The organism is Prescottella soli (assembly GCF_040024445.1).
GTDB lineage: Bacteria > Actinomycetota > Actinomycetes > Mycobacteriales > Mycobacteriaceae > Prescottella > Prescottella soli.
The window spans coordinates 4,299,906-4,320,791 of record NZ_CP157276.1 but is presented as its reverse complement, the minus strand read 5'-3'; the positions used below and the strand labels follow the sequence as shown (position 1 = coordinate 4,320,791).

The 20,886-nt window shown below is 70.3% G+C and carries 1 protein-coding gene; it reads right to left on the bottom strand.

What is annotated here, in order from left to right:
• Positions 1-46: 46 nt before the first annotated feature.
• The gene (locus tag ABI214_RS20045; RefSeq protein ID WP_348604242.1) at positions 47-20,827 is read right to left on the bottom strand and encodes a non-ribosomal peptide synthase/polyketide synthase; all 20,781 of its coding nucleotides are present in this window, start codon (positions 20,825-20,827) and stop codon (positions 47-49) included.
• Between the last annotated feature and the right edge of the window lie 59 nt (positions 20,828-20,886).

Sequence of the window (20,886 nt, the reverse complement as noted above, 5' to 3'; positions counted from 1 at the left end):
ACGGGGGAGCCGATCGATCGACTCCCCCGGCCTCATCCGAACGCGATCACTCGATTCCGCCCTCGGCGCTCGCCGCACCGTCGGCCAGCGCTGCGGCGTCGACGATCATCTTGGCGATCACCGCGCCGTAGCCCTCCGCACCCAGCGCCGGCAGGATTCCTGGCAGCAGACCCGACAGCGCCACGGTCATGAGCGCCTCGGGCTTCAGGGCGCCGCCTGTCGCCTTCGCCGTGGTGTCGATCTTGGTGTGCAGGTCGCCGAACGTGACGTCGGTACCGCCGTGCGAGACGGCCACCGTGTCGGGCGCGACCCGGGCGGCGCCGGCCACCAGTTCGGGCAGGTCCTCGACCGTCAGTTCCTTCTTCGGCACGAGCGCCTCGCGCTCGGCGTCGGTGGTGACGTCGATGGCCCGCAACACGATCGCCGGGTCGCCGGTCACTGCGTCGAGGATCCGCACGAACCGCTCCCCGAACGCGGCCACCGTGTCCCGATCGAACAGATCCGTCGCGTAGGTGAACAGCGCCCGGAATCCGGTGAGGGCTCCGTCGGCACCGAACTGCTCCACCGCGGTGAGCTGCAGGTCGAACTTCGCCTGGTCGCCGCCCAGGTCGAGCGCCGACACCTCGAGCCCCGGCAGCGCGAACGTGCCGGTGTCCATGTTCTGGAACGTCAGCATCACCTGGAACAGCGGCGTGTACGCGCTCGACCGCCGGACCCCGGCCGCCTCCACCACCTGCTCGAACGGCACGTCGGCGTTGCCGAACGCGGCGAGATCCTGCGTCCGCGCGTGCGCCAGCAGGTCCGTGAACGACGACGACGGCTCGACGCGGGTCCGCAGCGCCAACGTGTTCACGAACATGCCGATCATGTCGTCGAGCGCGGCCTCACCGCGGCCCGCGACCGGCGTGCCGATCGTGACGTCGTTCGAACCACCGACCCGCGACAGCAGCACCGCGAGCGCCGCATGGAACACCATGAACGTCGTCGCCCCCTGCTCGCGGGCCGTGTTCTCCACGCGCGCAGCGAGTTCCGCGTCGATGTCGATCTCGACCGAGGCGCCGGCCATCGACGGCCGGGCCGGGCGCGGGCGGTCCGTCGGCAGCGCCGACAGTTCGGGGGCGTCCTTCAGTGCGTCCGCCCAGTACGCGATCTGACGCGACACCGCGGCGTCCGGGTCGGACTCGTCACCGAGCACCTCCCGCTGCCACAGGCTGTAGTCGGCATACTGCACGCTCAGCGGCTGCCACTGCGGCGCACCGCCGTCGACCCGCGCCACGTACGCGAGCATCACGTCCCGGATCAGCGGACCCATCGAGAATCCGTCGGCGCTGATGTGGTGCGCCACGAACGCGAGCACGTGCTCGTCGGCGCCGAGGTCGAACAGCGCGTCGCGCACCGGCACCTCGGTCGTGACGTCGAATCCGCGTCCGACGAACTCGGTGAGCCGGTCGACGATCTCGGCCTCGGTCACCGCGACCGGATCCAACCGCGGCACGGCCCGATCGACCGGAACCAGCTGCTGGGCCGGACCGTCGGTGTTGTCGCCGCTGTCCGGGTACATCGTGTGCAGCACCTCGTGCCGCGCGATCACGTCGGTGATCGCGTCCCGCAGGACATCGATGTCGAGCGCGCCGGACAGCCGGACCGCCACCGGGATGTTGTAGGCGGACGACGCCGGATCCACCTGGTTCAGCGTCCACATCCGCTGCTGCGCGAGCGACAGCGGAACCCGGTCGGGGCGCGGCCGGGCCGTGAGCGGGGCCCGTGCCCCGCGGCCCACGAGCGGTGTGACCGCGGCAACGACCCCGGCGACAGTGGAGTCCTCGAACACCACGCGCACCGGCACCTGCGTGTCGAGGGCGGCACCGAGCCGGGCCACCAACTGCGTCGCGACCAGCGAGTTACCGCCGAGCGCGAAGAAGTCGTCGTCCAGGCCGACCCGCTCCACCCCGAGCACGTCCGCGAACGCGCCCGCGACGATCTCCTCGAGCCGGGTGGTCGCGGCCCGGAAGTCCCGGGCCTCGAACACCGGCGCGGGAAGCGCCTTGCGGTCGAGCTTGCCGTTCGCGTTGAGCGGCAACGCCTCGAGCACCACGAACGCCGACGGCACCATGTACGACGGCAGGGTCCGCGACAGCTCCACCTGGACCTGCTCGGTGTCGAGGTCCGAGCCCGCCGCCGGCACCAGGTACGCGACCAGGCGGTCGCCGGTGCGGTCGTCGCTGTGCGCGGTGACCGCCGCGGCCGCCACCACCGGCGACTCCCGCAGCGCAGCCTCGATCTCACCGAGTTCGATGCGGAAGCCGCGCACCTTGACCTGGAAGTCCGCCCGCTCGACATACTCGAGTTCCCCCGCGGGCGTCCATCGGACGACGTCACCGGTGCGGTACATCCGCTCGCCGCTGCCCCAAGGGTTCGCGACGAACCGGTCGGCGGTCAGATCGGACCGGCCGAAGTAGCCGCGGGCCAACTGCGCACCGGCGAGGTACAGCTCGCCGGTCACGCCCGCCGGCACCGGGCTCAGCCGCGAATCCAGCACGTACACCTGGGTGTTCCACTCCGGGACACCGATCGGGACCACGGTGGTGTCGGCGGCGGTCACCTCGTGGTGGGTCACCGACACCGCGGCCTCGGTGGGGCCGTACAGGTTGTGCAGCGTCGCGGTGTTCCGCTCCCCGAACGCCTGCGCCGTGGCGGCCGGCAGCGCCTCGCCGATCGCGAAGACGTGCCGCAGCGACGGCGGCAACACCCCGTCCGCGGTGGTCAGCAGCATCGAGAGCATCGACGGCACCACGTGGAACGCGGTCACCTGCTCGTCGCGCAGCACCTCCAGCAGGTAGCCGGGATCCCGGTGCCCGTCCGGTGTCGCGATGACGAGGCGGCCACCGCACGTCGTCATCGACCAGAACTCCCACACCGACAGGTCGAACGTGGCCGCGGTCTTGAGCAGTGCCGCGTCCGACGCGCCCAGCCCGTACTCGGCACGCATCCAACGCAACTGGTTGACAATCGCGCCGTGCGGGACGGCGACGCCCTTGGGCCGGCCCGTCGAACCGGACGTGAAGATCACGTACGCGGTGTTTCGGGAATCCAGCGGGCGCAGTCGATCGGCGTCGGTGATCGGCGCACCCGAGAGCCCGCCGAGGTCGAGCGCGTCGATCTCGACGACCGGCCACGCGTCTGCGACGGCGGTGCCGTCCCGTTGCACGGTGAATCCGTCGCGCGACGTCGTCAGGACACAGACCGGCCCGGCCGCGTCGAGGATGTAACCGGTCCGCTCCGCGGGCTGGTCCGGGTCCACGGGGACGTAGGCGCCGCCGGTCTTGGCCACCGCGTACATGGCGACCAGCAGGTCGACCGATCGGCGGATCGCCAGGGCCACGGACGATTCCGGTCCGACACCCCGGCCGACGAGGTGCCGCGCGAGACGGTTCACACGCGCATCGAACTCGGCGTACGTCAGGCACTCGTCGCCCGACACCAGCGCGACGGCGTCTGGTGTGGCCGCGACCTGGGCGTCGAACAGGTCGACCAGCGTCGCCGCCTCCGCCGGGCGGTCGGTCGCGTTCCAGCCGGTCAGCAACTGCGCGCGCTCGTCGCTGCCGAGCAGGTCGACGTCACCCACCGGGAGCGTCGGCTTGACGACGACGGTCGCGAGCAGTCGGGCGAACCGGTCCGCGAACGAGCGGACGGTCGGCTCGTCGAACAGGTCGGTCGCGTACGTCATGGACGCCTTCATGCCGACCGGATCGCCGCTGTCGTCGTAGCGATCCTCGACGATGAGGTGCAGATCGAACTGCGCCACACCGGATTCCACCTCGGCCACGTCCACCGTGAGCCCGGGCAGTTCGAGGCTGCCACGATCATGGTTCTGGAACGAGAAGCCCACCTGGAACAGCGGATGGCGGGCGGTGGACCGCGCCGGGTTGAGGACCTCGACCAGTCGCTCGAACGGAACGTCGGCGTTCGCGAACGCCTGCAGGTCACCCTCGCGGACGGCGGCGAGCGTGTCGACGAACGAGCGCCCGCCGTCGATCCGGGTCCGGAACACGAGCGTGTTGACGAACATGCCGACGAGGTCGTCGAGCGCGGACTCGCCGCGACCGGCGATCGGGGTACCGACTGCGATGTCGTCGCTGCCCGAGAGCCGCGACAGCAGCACCGCGAACGCCGAGTGGACCGCCATGAACACCGTCGCGTTCTGGCCGCGTGCGAGGTCGCGCAGACCGCGGTGGGTCGGGGCGTCGATCTCGAACTCGACCAGCCCGCCGCGGAACGACTGCACCGCCGGACGGGGGTGATCGGTCGGCAGGTTCAGCTGATCCGGCAGGTCCGCCAGACGCTGCGACCAGTACGAGAGCTGCTGCGCCGACAGCGATTCCGAATCGCCCTCGTCGCCGAGGACCTCACGCTGCCACAGCGCGTAGTCGGCGTACTGGACCGTCAGCGGCGCCCAGCCGGGCGCGTGCCCGGTCGAACGCGCGGCGTACGCGGTCATGACGTCCCGCGTCAACGGGGCGAGGGACGCGCCGTCCGCGCTGATGTGGTGGACGACCATGCCGAGCACGAACTCGCCGGCGCCGATTCGGTACAGCTCCACCCGGATCGGGACGTCGGTCGTCACGTCGAAGCGGGTCGACGCGAGTGCACGCAGCCGCTCCGGCACGTCGCTCGGGTCGACGTCGATCGCCGCGAGCGCGAGCACCGCCCGGTCGGCGGGCAGGATCACCTGCTGCGGGCCCTCGTCGGTCGCGGGGAACACCGTCCGCAGCGACTCGTGTCGCGCCGTCACGTCGGTGATGGCCTGCTCCAGGGCGGCCACGTCGAGGTCGCCGGATAGTCGCAGCGCCATCGGGATGTTGTACGCCGTCGATTCGGTGTCGAACCGGTTGAGGAACCACATTCGCCGCTGCGCGAGCGACAGCGGGATCCGTTCCGGCCGGGGCCGCGCGACCAGGGCCTGACGGCCGCCGCCGGACTGCTCCGACAGCCGCGCCGCCAGCGTCTCCACCGTCGACGCCTCGAACAGCTCACGCACCGGGACACGGGTGTCGAGTGCCGCGCCCAGACGCGACACCACCTGCGTCGCGACCAGCGAGTTGCCGCCGAGCGCGAAGAAGTCGTCGTCCAGCCCGACCCGGTCGAGGTCGAGGACCTCGGCGAACACGCCCGCGACGATCTCCTCCACCGGCGTCGTCGGCGCGCGGAACTCGCGCGTCTCGAACACCGGCTCCGGCAGCGCCTTCCGGTCGAGCTTGCCCGACGCGTTCAACGGGAACGCATCGAGGACCACGAACGTCGACGGCACCATGTACGACGCCAGCGACCGCGACAGCTCGGCCTTCACCGCAGCGACATCGAACGGCGCGTCGGCCACCACGTACGCGACCAGCTGATCGGACTTCACCAGCACCACCGACTGCGTGATCTCCGGCAGCGCCAGCAGCGCCGTCTCGATCTCGCCCAGCTCGATCCGCAGACCCCGCAGCTTCACCTGGAAGTCCGTGCGCCCGATGTACTCCAGTTCACCGGAAGCGTTCCAGCGCACCAGGTCACCCGTCCGGTACATCCGCTCACCGGTGGCGCCGAACGGATTCGCCACGAAGCGGTCCGCCGTCAGGTCGCCTCGACCGAAGTAGCCGCGCGCCAACTGGATTCCGGCCAGGTACAGCTCGCCGGCCACACCGGCCGGCACCGGACGCAGCCGTGCGTCGAGCACGTACGCCCGGCTGTTCCACACCGGCGATCCCATCGGGACGCTCGAGCCTGCGGTGCTCGCGACCGGGCGTGCCGTGGCGTGCACCGCGAACTCGGTCGGACCGTACAGGTTGTGCAGCTCGGCGCCGTTCACCGCGGCGAACGCCTCCGCCGCCGCGGTCGGGAACGCCTCACCGGCCACCAGCACCGCACGCAGCGTCCCGCAGTCACCCTCGGCCAGTTCCGCGGTGAACGCCGACAGCATCGACGGCACGAACGACGTCGTCGTCACCGCCTGCTCCTCGATCACGCGCTTCAGGTACGCCGGGTCGCGGTGCCCGTCCGGGGCCGCGATCACCAGGCGGCCACCGACCGCGAGCGTGCCGAACAGCTCCCACAGCGACACGTCGAACGTGAACGGCGTCTTCTGCAGCACCACGTCGGCCGCGGACAGTCCGTACTCGGCGCACAGCCAGCGGATCTGGTTGACGATCGCCGCATGTCCGACCGCGACACCCTTGGGACGGCCCGTCGAACCCGACGTGAAGATCACGTATGCCGCGTTGTCGCGCAGCAGCGGCGAGCGCCGCTCGGCATCGATCACCGGGGAATCCGCGAACGCCGACACGTCGACCCGATCGAGGTTCACGATCCGCTCGGCGGTGGGCAGGTCGACACTGTCCCGCGAGGTGCTCAGCAGCAGAACCGGATTCGCCGTCTCCAGGATGTAGGCATTGCGCTCCGCCGGCTGATCCGGATCCACCGGCACATACCCACCACCGGCGGCCAGCACCGCGTACATGCCCACCAGCAGATCCAGCGAACGCCGCATCCCGAGGCCGACCAGGGAATCGGGCCCGACACCCTCCGCGATCAGGAAGCGGGCCGTCCGATGCACCCGCGCCGCGAACTCGCCGTAGGTCAGCGACTCGCCCTCGAACACCAGCGCCGTCGCATCCGGCGTCCGCGCCACCTGCGCCTCGAACACGTCCACCAGCGTCGAACCCTCGACCGCGTGCCCGGTGGCATTCCAGCCGTCGAGGACCAGCGACCGCTCCGCACCGTCGAGCAACTCGACGTCGCCGACGACCGCCGCCGGATCCGACGTCACCGACTCGAGGAGCCGGACGAACCTGTCACCGAACGCCCGCACGGACGACTCGTCGAAGAGGTCGGTGGCATAGGTGAGGTCGACCGAGTATCCGTGGGCGGCAGGCTCGACGGTCACCTGCAGGTCGACCTTCGCGACGGCCGCGTCGAAGTCGACGGCGGACGCGCTCAGGCCGGGCAACTCAAGAGATGCGCGGTCCAGGTTCTGGAACGCCAGCATCACCTGGAACAGCGGGTGCCGCGCCTGCGACCGCTCCGGGTCGAGGATCTCGACGAGCCGCTCGAACGGCAGGTCTGCGTGCTCGAACGCCGCGAGATCGGTGGCGCGAACCTGACCCAGGAGGTCGGTGAACGCCTGACCGGCGTCGACCTCGGCCCGCAGGACCAGCGTGCCGACGAACATGCCGATCAGGTCGTCGAGCGCGGCCTCGCCACGACCCGCGACCGGGGTGCCGACCGCGATGTCGGAGGTGCCGCTCAGCCGCGCCAGCAGCACCGACAGCGCCGCGTGCACCACCATGAACGGTGTCGCACCGTGTGTGCGCGCCGCCGACTCGATCGCAGCGTGCAAATCCGAGTCGATCGAGAACCGGTACGACGCACCACGATTCGACGCGACCACCGGACGCGGGCGATCCGACGGCAGATCCAGCTGCTCCGGAAGACCGGCCAGCCGCTCGGTCCAGTACGAGACCTGCTCCGAGATCAGCGACTCCGGGTCGTCCTCGGCGCCGAGGACCTCGCGCTGCCACAGCGCGTAGTCGGCGTACTGCACCGAGAGCGGCGCCCAGGAGGGTGCCTCACCGGTCGAACGCACCGCGTAGGCGCCGATCACGTCGCGGGTCAGCGGCCCCATCGAGAAGCCGTCCGCCGCGATGTGGTGCACCACAAGGACCAACACGTGCTGATCGGGTGCGAGCCGGAACAACGTGGCGCGCAGGGGAACTTCGGAGGTCAGGTCGAATCCGGCCGACGCCAGATCCTCGATGCGCCCGACCAGTTCGGTCTCGGTCACCGACTCGGACGCGAAGTCGATCGCGGCCTGCTCGGCGGGAAGGATCGTCTGCGTTCCGACCCCGTCGACGTCCGGGAACACCGTGCGCAGCGACTCGTGCCGTGCGACGACGTCGGAGAGAGCTGCCCGCAGTGCCTCGACGTCCAGCGTCCCGGCGAGCCTGATCGCTACCGGAATGTTGTTCACGGCCGAGTCCGGCTCGAACCGATTGAGGAACCACATGCGCTGCTGTGCGAGCGACAACGGAATCCGCTCCGGGCGCGGCCCCGCGGTCAGCGCCTTCCGCGCACCCGCCCCGGCCAGCACCTGAACCCGCGCGGCCAGCGCCTCGACGGTCGACGCCTCGAACAGCGCCCGCACCGGAACCTGGGTATCGAACGCCGCACCCAGACGCGACACCACCTGCGTCGCGACCAGCGAGTTGCCGCCGAGCGCGAAGAAGTCGTCGTCCAGGCCGACCCGCTCGACGCCGAGGACCTCGGCGAACACGCCGGCGACGATCTCCTCCACCGGAGTCGTCGGAGCGCGGAAAGCCTTGGCCTCGAACACCGGCTCCGGCAGCGCCTTCCGGTCGAGCTTGCCCGACGCGTTCAACGGGAACGCGTCCAGCACCACGAACACCGCCGGCACCATGTACGACGCCAACGACGCCACCAACGACGCCTTCACCGAGCCCTCGTCGACCGCCAGTCCGGCAGACGGCACCACGTACGCGACCAGCTGCTCGGACTTCACCAGCACTACCGACTGCGCGATCGACTCCTGCGCCAGCAGGGCGGTCTCGATCTCGCCCAGCTCGATCCGCAGACCCCGCAGCTTCACCTGGAAATCCGTGCGCCCGATGTACTCCAGTTCACCGGAAGCGTTCCACCGCACCAGGTCACCCGTGCGGTACATCCGCTCACCCGCGGCCCCGAACGGGCTGGCCACAAACCGATCCGCCGTCAGATCCGCGCGCGAGACGTAGCCGCGCGCCAACTGCGCGCCCGCCAGATACAACTCACCCGGAACACCCACCGGCACCGGACCCAACCGGGAATCGAGCACCAGGACCTGCGTGTTCCACACCGGCGCACCGATCGGAACCGACACCGCGTCGGCCTCGGTCACCTCGTGGAACGTCACGTCCACCGCGGCCTCGGTCGGACCGTAGAGGTTGTGCAACGCCGCCGTCGAGATCGCCCGGAACCGTTCCGCCGTCTGCGCCGGCAACGCCTCACCCGACGCGAACACCAGACGAAGCGAATCGACCTGACGCACCGCAGGTTCGGCCACGAACACCGACAGCATCGACGGCACGAAATGCGCCGTCGTCACCGACTGCTCCACCATCACCCGCGCCAGATACCCCGGATCCCGGTGACCATCCGGCGCCGCGACCACCAGGCGAGCACCCACCTGCAACGGCCAGAAGAACTCCCACACCGACACGTCGAACGTGAACGGCGTCTTCTGCAGAACCGTGTCCGCCGAACCCAGACCGTACTCGGCCTGCATCCACACCAGACGATTCACGATCGCCGCATGCTCCACCGCGACACCCTTCGGGCGCCCCGTCGAACCCGACGTGAAGATCACGTACGCGATGTTCGAACCACACAGCACCGCACCACGATCCGCATCCGAGACCGGGGTATCCGAGTAACCGGTGACATCCACCTCGTCGAGATTCACGACGGAGACAGACCTCTCCCCCACGACCTCGAACGCGTCCCGTGACGTGGACAGCACCAGCGTCGGCGCTGCGGTCTCGAGGATGTACCCGTTGCGCTCCGCGGGCTGATCCGGATCCACCGGCACATATCCACCACCCGCGGCGAGCACGGCGTACATACCCACCAGCAGATCCAGCGAACGGCGCATCCCGAGGCCGACCAGGGAATCCGGGCCGACACCCTCGGCGATCAGATACCGGGCCGTCCGATGCACCCGCGCCGCGAACTCGCGGTAGGTCAGCGACTCGCCCTCGAACACGAGAGCCGTCGCATCCGGCGTCCGCGCCACCTGCGCCTCGAACAACTCCACGAGCGTCGCGCCCTCGACGGCGTGATCGGTGTCGTTCCAGCGCTCGAGGACCAGCGACCGCTCGGACGCATCCACCAGGTCCACGTTGCCGACCGCGATGGACGGGTCCGCGGTCGCGGCTTGCACCACGCGCACGAACCGCTCCCCGAACACCCGCATCGTCGACGCGTCGAACAGGTCGGTGGCATAGGACAGCTCGACGGAAAGCCCTGCCGCCGAGCCGGACTCCTCGATCGATTCGGCCACCGTCACCTGGAGATCGAACTTCGCCGCCGCAGCATCGACGTCGATCGCCGACACCGACAGCCCCTGCAGTTCCAGCGCCAGGGGACCCAGGTTCTGGAACGTCAGCATCACCTGGAACAGCGGATGCCGTCCCTGCGACCGCTCCGGGTCCAGGACCTCGACGAGCCGCTCGAACGGAACGTCCGCGTGCGCAAACGCGGCGAGGTCGGTCTCGCGCGTCCGGGCCAGCAGGTCCTCGAACGAACTGCCGCCGTCCACGTCGGTCCGCAGGACCAGGGTGCCGACGAACATGCCGATGACGTCGTCGAGCGCCTGCTCGCCGCGGCCGGCGATCGGAGTGCCGACCGCGATGTCCGACGTCCCGCTCAGCCGAGCCAGCAGCACCGACAGCGCCGCGTGCACCACCATGAACGGCGTCGTGTTCGTGCGCTGCGCCAGCGCCACGATCGCCTGATGCGTGGCCCCGTCGACGGTGAAGCGGTGGGTCGCGCCCCGACCGGAGGCGACCACGGGCCGCGGCCGGTCCGCCGGGATGTCGAGTTGCTCGGGCAGCCCGGCGAGCCGTTCGGTCCAGTACGAGATCTGCTGGGAGATCAGCGAATCCGGGTCGCCCTCACTACCGAGCACGTCACGCTGCCACAGCGTGAAGTCGGCGTACTGCACCGCGAGCGGCTCCCATGCCGGGACGCTCCCCGCGCAGCGCGCGGTGTAGGCGGCCATGATGTCGCGGGTCAGCGGTCCCATCGAGAACCCGTCGGCCGCGATGTGGTGGACGACGAGCGCGAGCACGTGCTCGGTGGGGCTCAGCTCGAACAGTGCCGCCCGCAGCGGCACGTCGCACGTCACGTCGAACACCGATCGCGCGAGATCGTCCAGCGCGGAGGCCAGTTCGTCGGCGACGACCGGGGTCGGCTCGAGCGCGATCGTGGCCTGGGACGGCGGGAGAACCACCTGGCTGCCGACTCCGTCGACCTCCGGGTACACGGTCCGCAGCGACTCGTGGCGGGCGATCACGTCGGCGACCGCCGCCCGCATCGCGGTGCGGTCCAGCAGTCCGGACAACCGGACGGCGACCGGGATGTTGTTGCCGGCCGATGTCGGGTCGAAGCGGCCCAGGAACCACATGCGCTGCTGCGCGTACGACAGCGGCACGACGTCGGGCCGGGTGCGGGCGACGAGTCGGGTCCGGCCACCGCTGCCGGCGACCTGCTCGATCCGCGCCGCGAGGGCATGAACGCTGGAGGCCTCGAACAGCGTGCGGACCGGGACCGAGGTCTCGAGTGCCTCACCGAGGCGGGCCACCGCACGCGTCGCGATCAGCGAGTTGCCGCCGAGTTCGAAGAAGTCGTCGTCGCGTCCCACCCGGTCGACACCGAGCAGGTCGGCGAAGACGTCGGCGACGATCTCCTCGACCGGCGTCTCCGGTGCCCGGAACTCGCGGACCTCGAACTCGGGCTCGGGCAGTGCCTGACGGTTGAGCTTGCCGCTCCCACTGATCGGCAGCTCGTCGAGCACGACGACAGCCGCGGGAACCATGTACGACGGCAGTGCCCACCCCACCGCGTCCTTCACTGCGGCCGGATCGATCGAGGCACCCACCACCGCAACGAGATACGCGACGAGCTGGTCGTGCTTGACGACCACCACGGCCTGTGCGACGGCGTCCAGCCGGTGCAGGACGGCCTCGATCTCGCCGAGTTCGATGCGGAAGCCACGCAGCTTCACCTGGTCGTCGGCGCGACCGACGTACTCGATCACCCGGTTCGCGCCGGTACGCACGACGTCACCGGTGCGGTACAGGCGGGAGCCCGGCTCGCCGTACGGGTTCGCCACGAACCGCTCCGCGGTGAGCCCGGCGCGCGCGTGGTACCCCCGGGCCAGGCCCGGCCCCTCGAGGTAGAGCTCACCCACGACCCCGGCCGGGACCGGGCGCAGGCGCGCGTCCAACACGTAGGTGTTCGCCCCGCGGATCGCACGGCCGATCGTGACGGCCTCGCCCGGCACCAGCGCGTCGGAGATGTTGGAGGCAACGGTCGCCTCGGTGGGGCCGTACGCGTTGAACATCTTCCGGCCACCGGTCGCCCACCGGGCCACCAGATCGGACGAACACGCCTCGCCACCGACCACGACCACACCCAGCGCGTCCAGGCCGGACGGATCCACCGACGCCAGCGCCGCCGGCGTCACGAACGCGTGGGTCACGCGCTGCGTCGCCAGCAGCTCGGCCAGCTCGACACCGCCGTAGATCGACGTCGGCGCGACCACCATCGTCGCCCCGGCACCGAACGCCATCAACAGCTCGAGGATCGACGCGTCGAAACTCGGCGACGCGAAATGCAGTGTCCGCGAACCCGACTCGATGCCGTACCGCTCCACCTGCTCGGCCGCGAACGCAGCCAGACCGGCGTGCGTCACCACGACACCCTTCGGCACACCCGTCGACCCCGACGTGTAGATGACGTAGGCGGGGTGACTCGGGGCGAGAACGCGCACGCGATCGGCGTGCGAGAGCCGGGCCACCGACTGCTCGTCGAGCGCAGCGGAGACCGCGGCGTCGTCGAGGACCAACCACGGAATACCGTCCGGGAGACCGGCGGCGTGCTCGGACGTGGTCACGCCCAGCACGGCGCCCGAGTCCGACACCATGTGCGCCACCCGGTCACCCGGGTAGTTCGGGTCGACGGGCACGAACGCGGCACCGGACTTCGCGACCGCCCAGGCCGCGGTCACCGATTCGACGGACCGGGTCAGGGCGAGGGCGATGACGTCCTCGGGGCCCGCTCCGCGCGAGACCAGCAGCCGCGCCAGCCGGGTGGACCGTTCGTCGAGATCGCGGTAGGTGATCTCTTCGGTACCGGAGACCAGTGCGAGCGCGTCGGGGTCGATGTCCGCCGCGGCGGTCAGCAGATCCGCCAGCAACATCGGCCCAGGTGCGGCGGCGCCGACCGGGCCGGTCAGCTGCGCGGCCTCGTCCGTGCCGAGCAGGTCGATGTCACCGACGACGACGTCGGGCGAGGCGACCACGGCGTCGAGGACCCGGAGGAAGCGGTCCGCGAACGCACGCACGGTAGATTCGTCGAACAGGTCTGTCGCGTAGGTGAACTCGCCCGCCATTCCGTCGGCGACACCGTTCTCCCCGATCGTTTCCCGGAACGTGAACTGCAGGTCGAACTTCGCGACCTGGGCGTCGAGATCGACCTTGTCGATCGTGAGACCGGGCAGGTCGAGATGGGTCGCGCCCAGGTTCTCGAACGAGAGCATCACCTGGATCAGCGGATGCCGGGCCGTCGAGCGCGCCGGGTTGAGGATCTCGACGAGTCGCTCGAACGGGATGTCCGAGTGCGCGAACGCACCGAGCGCGATGTCGCGCGCGTGCGACAGCAGATCGGCGAATCGCGCGCCGCCGTCGACCTGGGTGCGCAGTACGAGCGTGTTGACGAACATGCCGACCAGGTCGTCGAGCGCCTGCTCGCCGCGGCCGGCCACGGGGGTGCCGATGGCGACGTCATCGGTTGCCGCCGAACGTGACAGCAGGACCGACAGCGCCGCGTGCACGACCATGAACAGCGAGGCGTTCCGGTCGTGGGCGATCGCGATCAGCGCACGGTGCACGTCCGCGGGCACGGTGAAATCGACCTTCGCGCCGCGGTAGGACTGCCGCGCGGGACGCGGACGGTCGGTCGGCAGGTCCAGCTGATCCGGCAGTCCGTCGAGGTGCGCGGACCAGTAGCGCGCCTGCTTCGCGACGATCGAGTCCTCGTCCTCCTCCGACCCGAGGATCTGCTGCTGCCACAGCGCGTAGTCGGCGTACTGGACGGGCAGGGTCTCCCAGACCGGCTGCCCCCATCGAATCCGCGCCTCGTACGACGCCATCACGTCGCGGGCGAGCGGACCCATCGACCACCCGTCGGCGCTGATGTGGTGGACGACGATCGCGAGCACGTGCTCGAACGGGTCGACCCGGAACAGCGCCGCCCGAACCGGGGCCTGAGTCGTGACGTCGAAGCCGTCGGAAGCGAAAACCGCCATCGCACGGTCCAGTTCGCCGGCGGCGACGTCGACCGGGGTGAGGTTCGGCACGACACGCACGGCGTCGAGCACCACCTGGTGCGGTCCGTCCTGCGAGTCGGGGAAGACCGTCCGCAGCGACTCGTGCCGGTCCAGCATGTCGACCATCGCGACCTGCAGGGCCACGATGTCCAGATCGCCCGTCAGCCTGAGGCCGAACGAGAGGTTGTAGGTAGCCGACTCCGGTTCGAGACGGTTGAGGAACCACATGCGCTGCTGCGCCAACGACAGCGGCACCCGGGCGGGGCGCTCCTGCGCGACGAGGGGCGCTCGGCGGCCGGCGCCCGCGTGCTGTTCCACCCGCACAGCCAGCTGCTCGACGGTGGACGACTCGAACAGCACCCGGACGGGCACCGACGTGTCCAGGGCCGCACCGAGACGGGCAACCACCTGCGTTGCGATCAGCGAGTTGCCGCCGAGGGCGAAGAACTCGTCGTCCAGCCCGACGCTCTCGGCGCCGAGAACGTCCGCGAGAACGTCGGCGACGATCTCCTCGACCGGGGTCCGCGGCGCCCGGAACGACTTCGCCTCGAACACGGGCGCGGGCAGCGCGCGCCGGTCGATCTTGCCCGACGTGGTCCGCGGCAGGGAATCGATCGGAAGGAACAACGTCGGCACCATGTACGACGGCAGCCGCGACGACAGGTGGTCGCGCAGATCCGCCGGATCGAACGGGCCGACGGCCTCGGTCGACGGGACGACGTGGGCGACCAGCTGGTCACCCGCACGCGTGTCGTGGTGCAGTGCGACCACGGCCTGCGACACCGAAACGTGCTCGAGGACGGCCGTTTCCACTTCACCGAGCTCGATGCGGAGACCGCGCAGCTTCACCTGGAAGTCGCTGCGCCCCACGTACTCGAGTTCGCCCGCGCCGGCGGGGGTGACGATCCACCGGACGAGGTCACCGGTGCGGTACATCCGTTCGCCCGGCGCCCACGGGTCGGCGACGAAGCGATCCGACGTCAGATCGGGCCGGGCGCGGTATCCGCGCGCCAACTGGGACCCGGACACGTACAGTTCCCCGACCACCCCGGCGGGAACCGGGTTCAACCGCGAATCGAGGACGCGGGCCCGGCTGTTCCAGACGGGAGCGCCGATCGGCACCGCCGTCGGCTCGTCCTCGGCGACGGTCCGGCGGGTGACCTGGACCGCAGTCTCGGTGGGTCCGTACAGGTTGTGGATCGCCGCATCGCAGATGCTTCGGACCCGGGAAACCACTGCGGCAGTGAGTGGTTCACCACCACAGAACACGTGCGACAGCGAGACGCAGCGTTCGCGTTCGAGATGATCGGCGACCGCGTCGAGCACCGTCGGAACGAACTGGACCACCGTGATCGCCTGCTCCGCGAGGACCCTCGCGAGATAGGCGGGATCGCGGTGACCGTCGGGGGCGGCGACGACGATTCGCGCGCCTGTCTCCAACGGCCACAACAGCTCCCACACCGACGCGTCGAACGTGACCGGAGTCTTGAACAGCACCGAATCGTCGGCGCCCAGGCGGTACTCGTCCTGCATCGACAGCAGCTGGTTGACGACGGCCGCGTGGGAAACCGTGACGCCCTTGGGGCGACCGGTCGATCCGGACGTGAAGAGGACGTAGGCGGCGTTGGCGGGGCGCAGCGGGCTCCGCCGGTCGCCGTCGGTCAATGGCGCCGGCGACACTCCGGACAGATCCAGGGTGTCGACGTCGACCCGGAGCAGGTGCTGCGGCAGTTCGACGTCGTCACCGGCCGACGTCAGGACGCACGCGGGTCCCGCCGTGTCCAGAATGTGCGCGTTGCGTTCGATGGGCTGCTGCGGGTCGATCGGCACGTACGCGCCGCCGGCCGCGAGCACCGCGTGCAGGGCCGTGAGCAGTTCGGGCGATCGCGCCATCGCGACCGCGACCACGACCTCCGGTCCCACACCCAGCCCGACCAGGTGCCGGGCGAGGCGGTTGACGCGGTCCGCGAACTCGGCGTACGTCCACGAACCCGACTCGAAGACCACGGCCGGCGCGGACGGCGACGTATCGGCCTGCCGCTCGAACAGTTCCGGCAGCGTCGCGGCGGGGACGTCGTGGTCGGTCCGGTTCCACTCGTCGACGACCTGCCACTGCTCCGTCTCGTCCAGCAGGCACACGTCACCCACGGTCAGCGCGGTGTCGGTGACGATCGCGTCCAGGATGCGCACGAACCGCTCGGCGAACGTGGCGACGGTCGACCCGTCGAACAGATCCGTCGAGTACTCGAGGACGGCACCGATCGCGGCGGGTTCGCCGGACTCGTCGAATGCCTCCGAGATCTGCAGCTGGAGATCGAACTTCGAGATCGGCACGTCCAGTTCGGCCGCGCCGGCCCGGACCCCCGCGAAGCTCAGGTCACGCACGCCGGTCACCTCGGCCGACAGCATCGCCTGGAACAGCGGGTGGCGGGCGGGAGACCGCGCCGGATCGAGCGCCTCGACCAGCCACTCGAACGGGACGTCCGCGTTGCCGTACGCCTCGAGATCGGTCTCGCGGACCGCGGCCAGCAGGTCGGCGAAGGAGACCTCCGGCTCCACCTGCGTCCGCAGCACCAGCGTGTTGACGAACATGCCGATCAGCCCGTCGAGCGCCTCGTCGCCGCGACCCGCGACGGGGGTGCCGATCGCGATGTCCGACGTCCCGCTGAGCCGGGACAGCAGCACCGCGTACGCCGCGTGCACGACCATGAACAGCGTCGCGCCGTGCTCGCGCGCGACGTCCAGCAGGCGCGCGTGGGTGTCGGCGGAGATGTCGAATCGGAACTTGGCACCGGCGTTGGACGCGACCGCGGGGCGCGGACGATCGGCCGGCAGGTCCAACTGGTCCGGCAACCCCGTGAGCGCACGTGTCCAGTACGCGATCTGCTGTCCGGCAATCGAATTCGAGTCGGACTCGGAGCCGAGCATCTCGTGCTGCCACACCGCGTAGTCGGCGTACTGCACGGGCAGCGGCGCCCACGCCGGGGCCGCGCCCTCGGCGCGCGCGGCGTACGCGATCATCAGGTCGCGGGCCAGCGGGCCGAACGACGACCCGTCGGCCGCGATGTGGTGCAGGACCATCGCCACCACGTACTCGCCGTCCGAGAGCCGCAGCAGCTCGATCCGGAACGGGGGCTCGGTCGTCACGTCGAAGCCGCGCGACGCGAGACGGAGCAGTGTCGGCTCGAGGTCGTCCGGCGCGGTCGCGACCGGTTCGAGCTCACGCACCACGTCACGCGCGGGGAGGATCACCTGCCACGCGACGCCGTCGACCTCGGGGTAGACGGTGCGCAGCGACTCGTGCCGCTCGATCACGTCGGCGAAGGCGGCGGAGAACGCCCGCGGGTCGACCGTCCCGGACAGCCGGACCGCGAACGGCAGGTTGTACACCGCGGTCGCGGAGTCGAATCGGTTGAGGAACCACATCCGCTGCTGCGCCAGCGACAGCGGGATCCGATCGGGCCGCGGGACGGAACCCAGGGCGGGCGCCCCGGTGCCGCGCACCACGGTCGCGCCGGCGCGGGCGGCCAGCGCCGCGACGGTGGACGCCTCGAAGAGCTCGCGCACACCGAGCCGGACACCCAGGGCGGCACCGACCCGGGTCACGACCTGCGTCGCGACCAGGGAGTTGCCACCGAGTTCGAAGAAGTCGTCGTCGAGTCCGACCTTCTCGATCCCCAGGACCTCGGCGTACACCGCGGCGACGGTCTTCTCGGCGTCGCTGCGGGGAGCGCGGAACTCCTTGTTGCTCAGGAACATCGGCTCGGGCAGGGCCTTGCGGTCGAGCTTGCCGCTGGTGTTGAGCGGGAAGGCGTCGAGCACGGTCACCGACGCCGGCACCATGTACGCCGGCAGTGACCGGCCGGCGAACTCGGCCAGTTCCGACGGAACGATCGTGCGTCCGGGCGCGGGCACGACGTACGCCACCAGCTGATCGCCGGTCGCGGTCGCCACCACGAGCACGACAGTCTGCGACACGTCGTCGTGTGCGAGCAGCACCGTCTCGATCTCGCCCAACTCGATGCGCTGGCCGCGGAACTTCACCTGGAAGTCGGTGCGGCCGATGTAGTCGAGGGTGCCGTCGGCGCGCCACCGGACGAGATCGCCCGTGCGGTACATCCGTTCACCCGCGTAGCCGATGCCGTCGACCCCGCCGAACGGGTTGGCGACGAATCGATCCGACGTGATGTCGGGCCGGCCGACGTAGCCGCGGGCCAGCTGGTCGCCTGCGAGGTACAGCTCACCCGGCTGCCCGATCGGCGCGGGGCGCAGCCGATGGTCGAGCACGTAGGCGCGGGTGTTCCACTCGGCCACACCGATCGGCACCGTCGTGGTGTCCTGGGGGCCGGACTCGTAATAGGTCACCGACACGGCCGCCTCGGTGGGGCCGTACAGGTTGTGCAGGCCGGCCCCACAGAGCTGCCGGAACTCGGCGGCGGTCTCCGGCGGCAGCGCCTCGCCGATGACGAACACGTCCCGCAGCGAATCACACGATCCGGCAGGAGCATTCGCAACGAACACCGTCAGCATCGACGGCACGAAGTCGGTGACGGTCACCGAATGCTCGGCGATCTTGTTCGCCACGTACACCGGGTCGCGGTGGCCGTCGGGGGTGGCCACGACCATCGAGGCGCCGACGCGCAGCGGCATGAAGAAGCCCCACAGCGACACGTCGAAGGTGGTCGCGGTCTTCTGCAGATAGACGTCCGACCCGGCCATCGGATACTCGTGCAGCATCCACTCGAGCTGGTTGTCGATCGCGGCGTGCGAGACCGCGACGCCCTTGGGCCGGCCCGTAGAGCCGGAGGTGTAGATCACGTACGCCGTGTTGTCCGGGTGCAGTGGTGCGAGCCGGTCCGCAACGGTCACGGGCCGGGTGTCGAGCCCGGCGTGATCGAGGGTGTCGATCTCGATCGTGACGGTCCCGGCGGGCAAGTCGACCTGGTCGCGAGCGGTGGTCAGGACGCAGGCCGGCCGCGCCGACTCGAGGATGTACGACGTGCGGTCGACGGGATGGTCCGGGTCGATCGGCACCCAGGCACCGCCGGCCTTGACGATCGCGTACAGACCGACGATCAGATCGAGCGATCGCCGAATGGACAGGCCGACAAGCGATTCCGGACCCACTCCACGGTCGATCAGGAGGTGTGCGAGACCCGTGACCCGCGCGTCGAGCTCCGCGTATGTGAGCGCGCTGCCCTCGTAGACGATCGCGGTCGCGTCCGGCGTGCGGGCCACCTGCTCGTCGAACGCCTCCGCGAGGTTGCGCCGCGGGAAGCGGTGGTCGGTCCGGACCCAGTCGTTCAGGACGACCTGCTGCTCGAGGTCGGTGCCGAGCGGGATCGCCCACACGGGCCGATCGGACGCCGACGCGACGTACCGGTCGAGGAACTCGACGAAGCGGTCGTGGTTGCGTCGGGCCTCGTCGTCGCCGTACAGGTTGGGGTTGGACTCGAAGTCCACGTGCGTCGTCGTGCCCGCGATGCCCTGGTAGACGTTGACACCGAGGTCCTCGATCAGACCGGTCGAGAGGATGTGCTGCTCACCGACCATGTCGCCGAACCGGAGTTCGGTGTGGAACATCATGATGTTCACCCACGGACCGAAGAACGACGCCTGCCCGGCCGCGCCCGTGACGTCGCGCCGGATGTCCTCGTGCCGGTAGCGCTGATGGCGCAGGGCGCCCGAGACCTCGGTGGCGACGCGACCGAGCAGTTCCGACACCGTCGTGTCCGGGGAGACCGTCAGGCGCAGCGGCACCACATTCGACGTCATGCCACCCGAGCGCCGCAGCACGGCCGTGGTGCGTCCCGTGACGGGCAGGCTGAGGACGACGTCCTCGCGCCCGGTCATCTGTGCGAGGTACGCCGCGAACGCGGCGATGACGACCGTCGCGATCGTCGTGTCCTCACGATCGAGGAAGGCGTCCATCCGGCCGGCGGTCCCCACCGACAGGGCAGCGCTGTCGATCCGGCTCAGCGGCGCGGGCGGCGCCGCGCGGCCGGCGAGGCTGGTCGTCTCCTCCACACCGGACAGCCGTTCGAGCCAGTACTCGCGGTCGGACGTGAAGCGGGTCGCGGCACGGTAGGTGCGGTCGGCGTCGTACACCTTCTCGAGCGGCGACGACTTGCCGGGCGAGGGCTCCGAGCCGTCCGTCGCGGCGGTGTACCACTCGGCCACCCGGTTGACGAACGTGGTCGCGCCGAAACCGTCCAGCACGACGTGGTGCGCGCGGTTGTACCAGAAGTAGACGTCGTCCTCGAGCTGCAGGACTGCCCCGACGACCAGGCGGTCGCGCAGCAGGTCGACCGGTGCGCTGTAGTCGGCGCGCATCCACGCCAGAGCCGCCGCCCTCGGGTCGGTCTCCGCGCGCAGGTCGACGTACTCGGGTGTGTCGTCGAGAGTGGTGTCCACGACCTGGTGGGGTTCGGCGTCGATCTCGAGCAGCCGGACGTACGCGGAACCGGTCTCCGTCGCCGCACGCGTCGTGGCCAGGTGCAGGCGGGCGATGTCGAGGTCGCCGTGGAGTTCGACGTACTGCGCGATGTTGGCCGGCACAGATGGATCGACATGTTGCGCGAACCACATACCGAGCTGTGCCTGGGAGAGCGGGAACGGTCGCGACTCGACGTCGCCCCCGAACGAGCTGTCACCCTCTAGTCCACCGACGCCTAGCGAGTCCAAACCCTAGCCTTTCTACCCACCGTCACACGCCCCCGCGCGCGCGTCGAATGATCGACCCG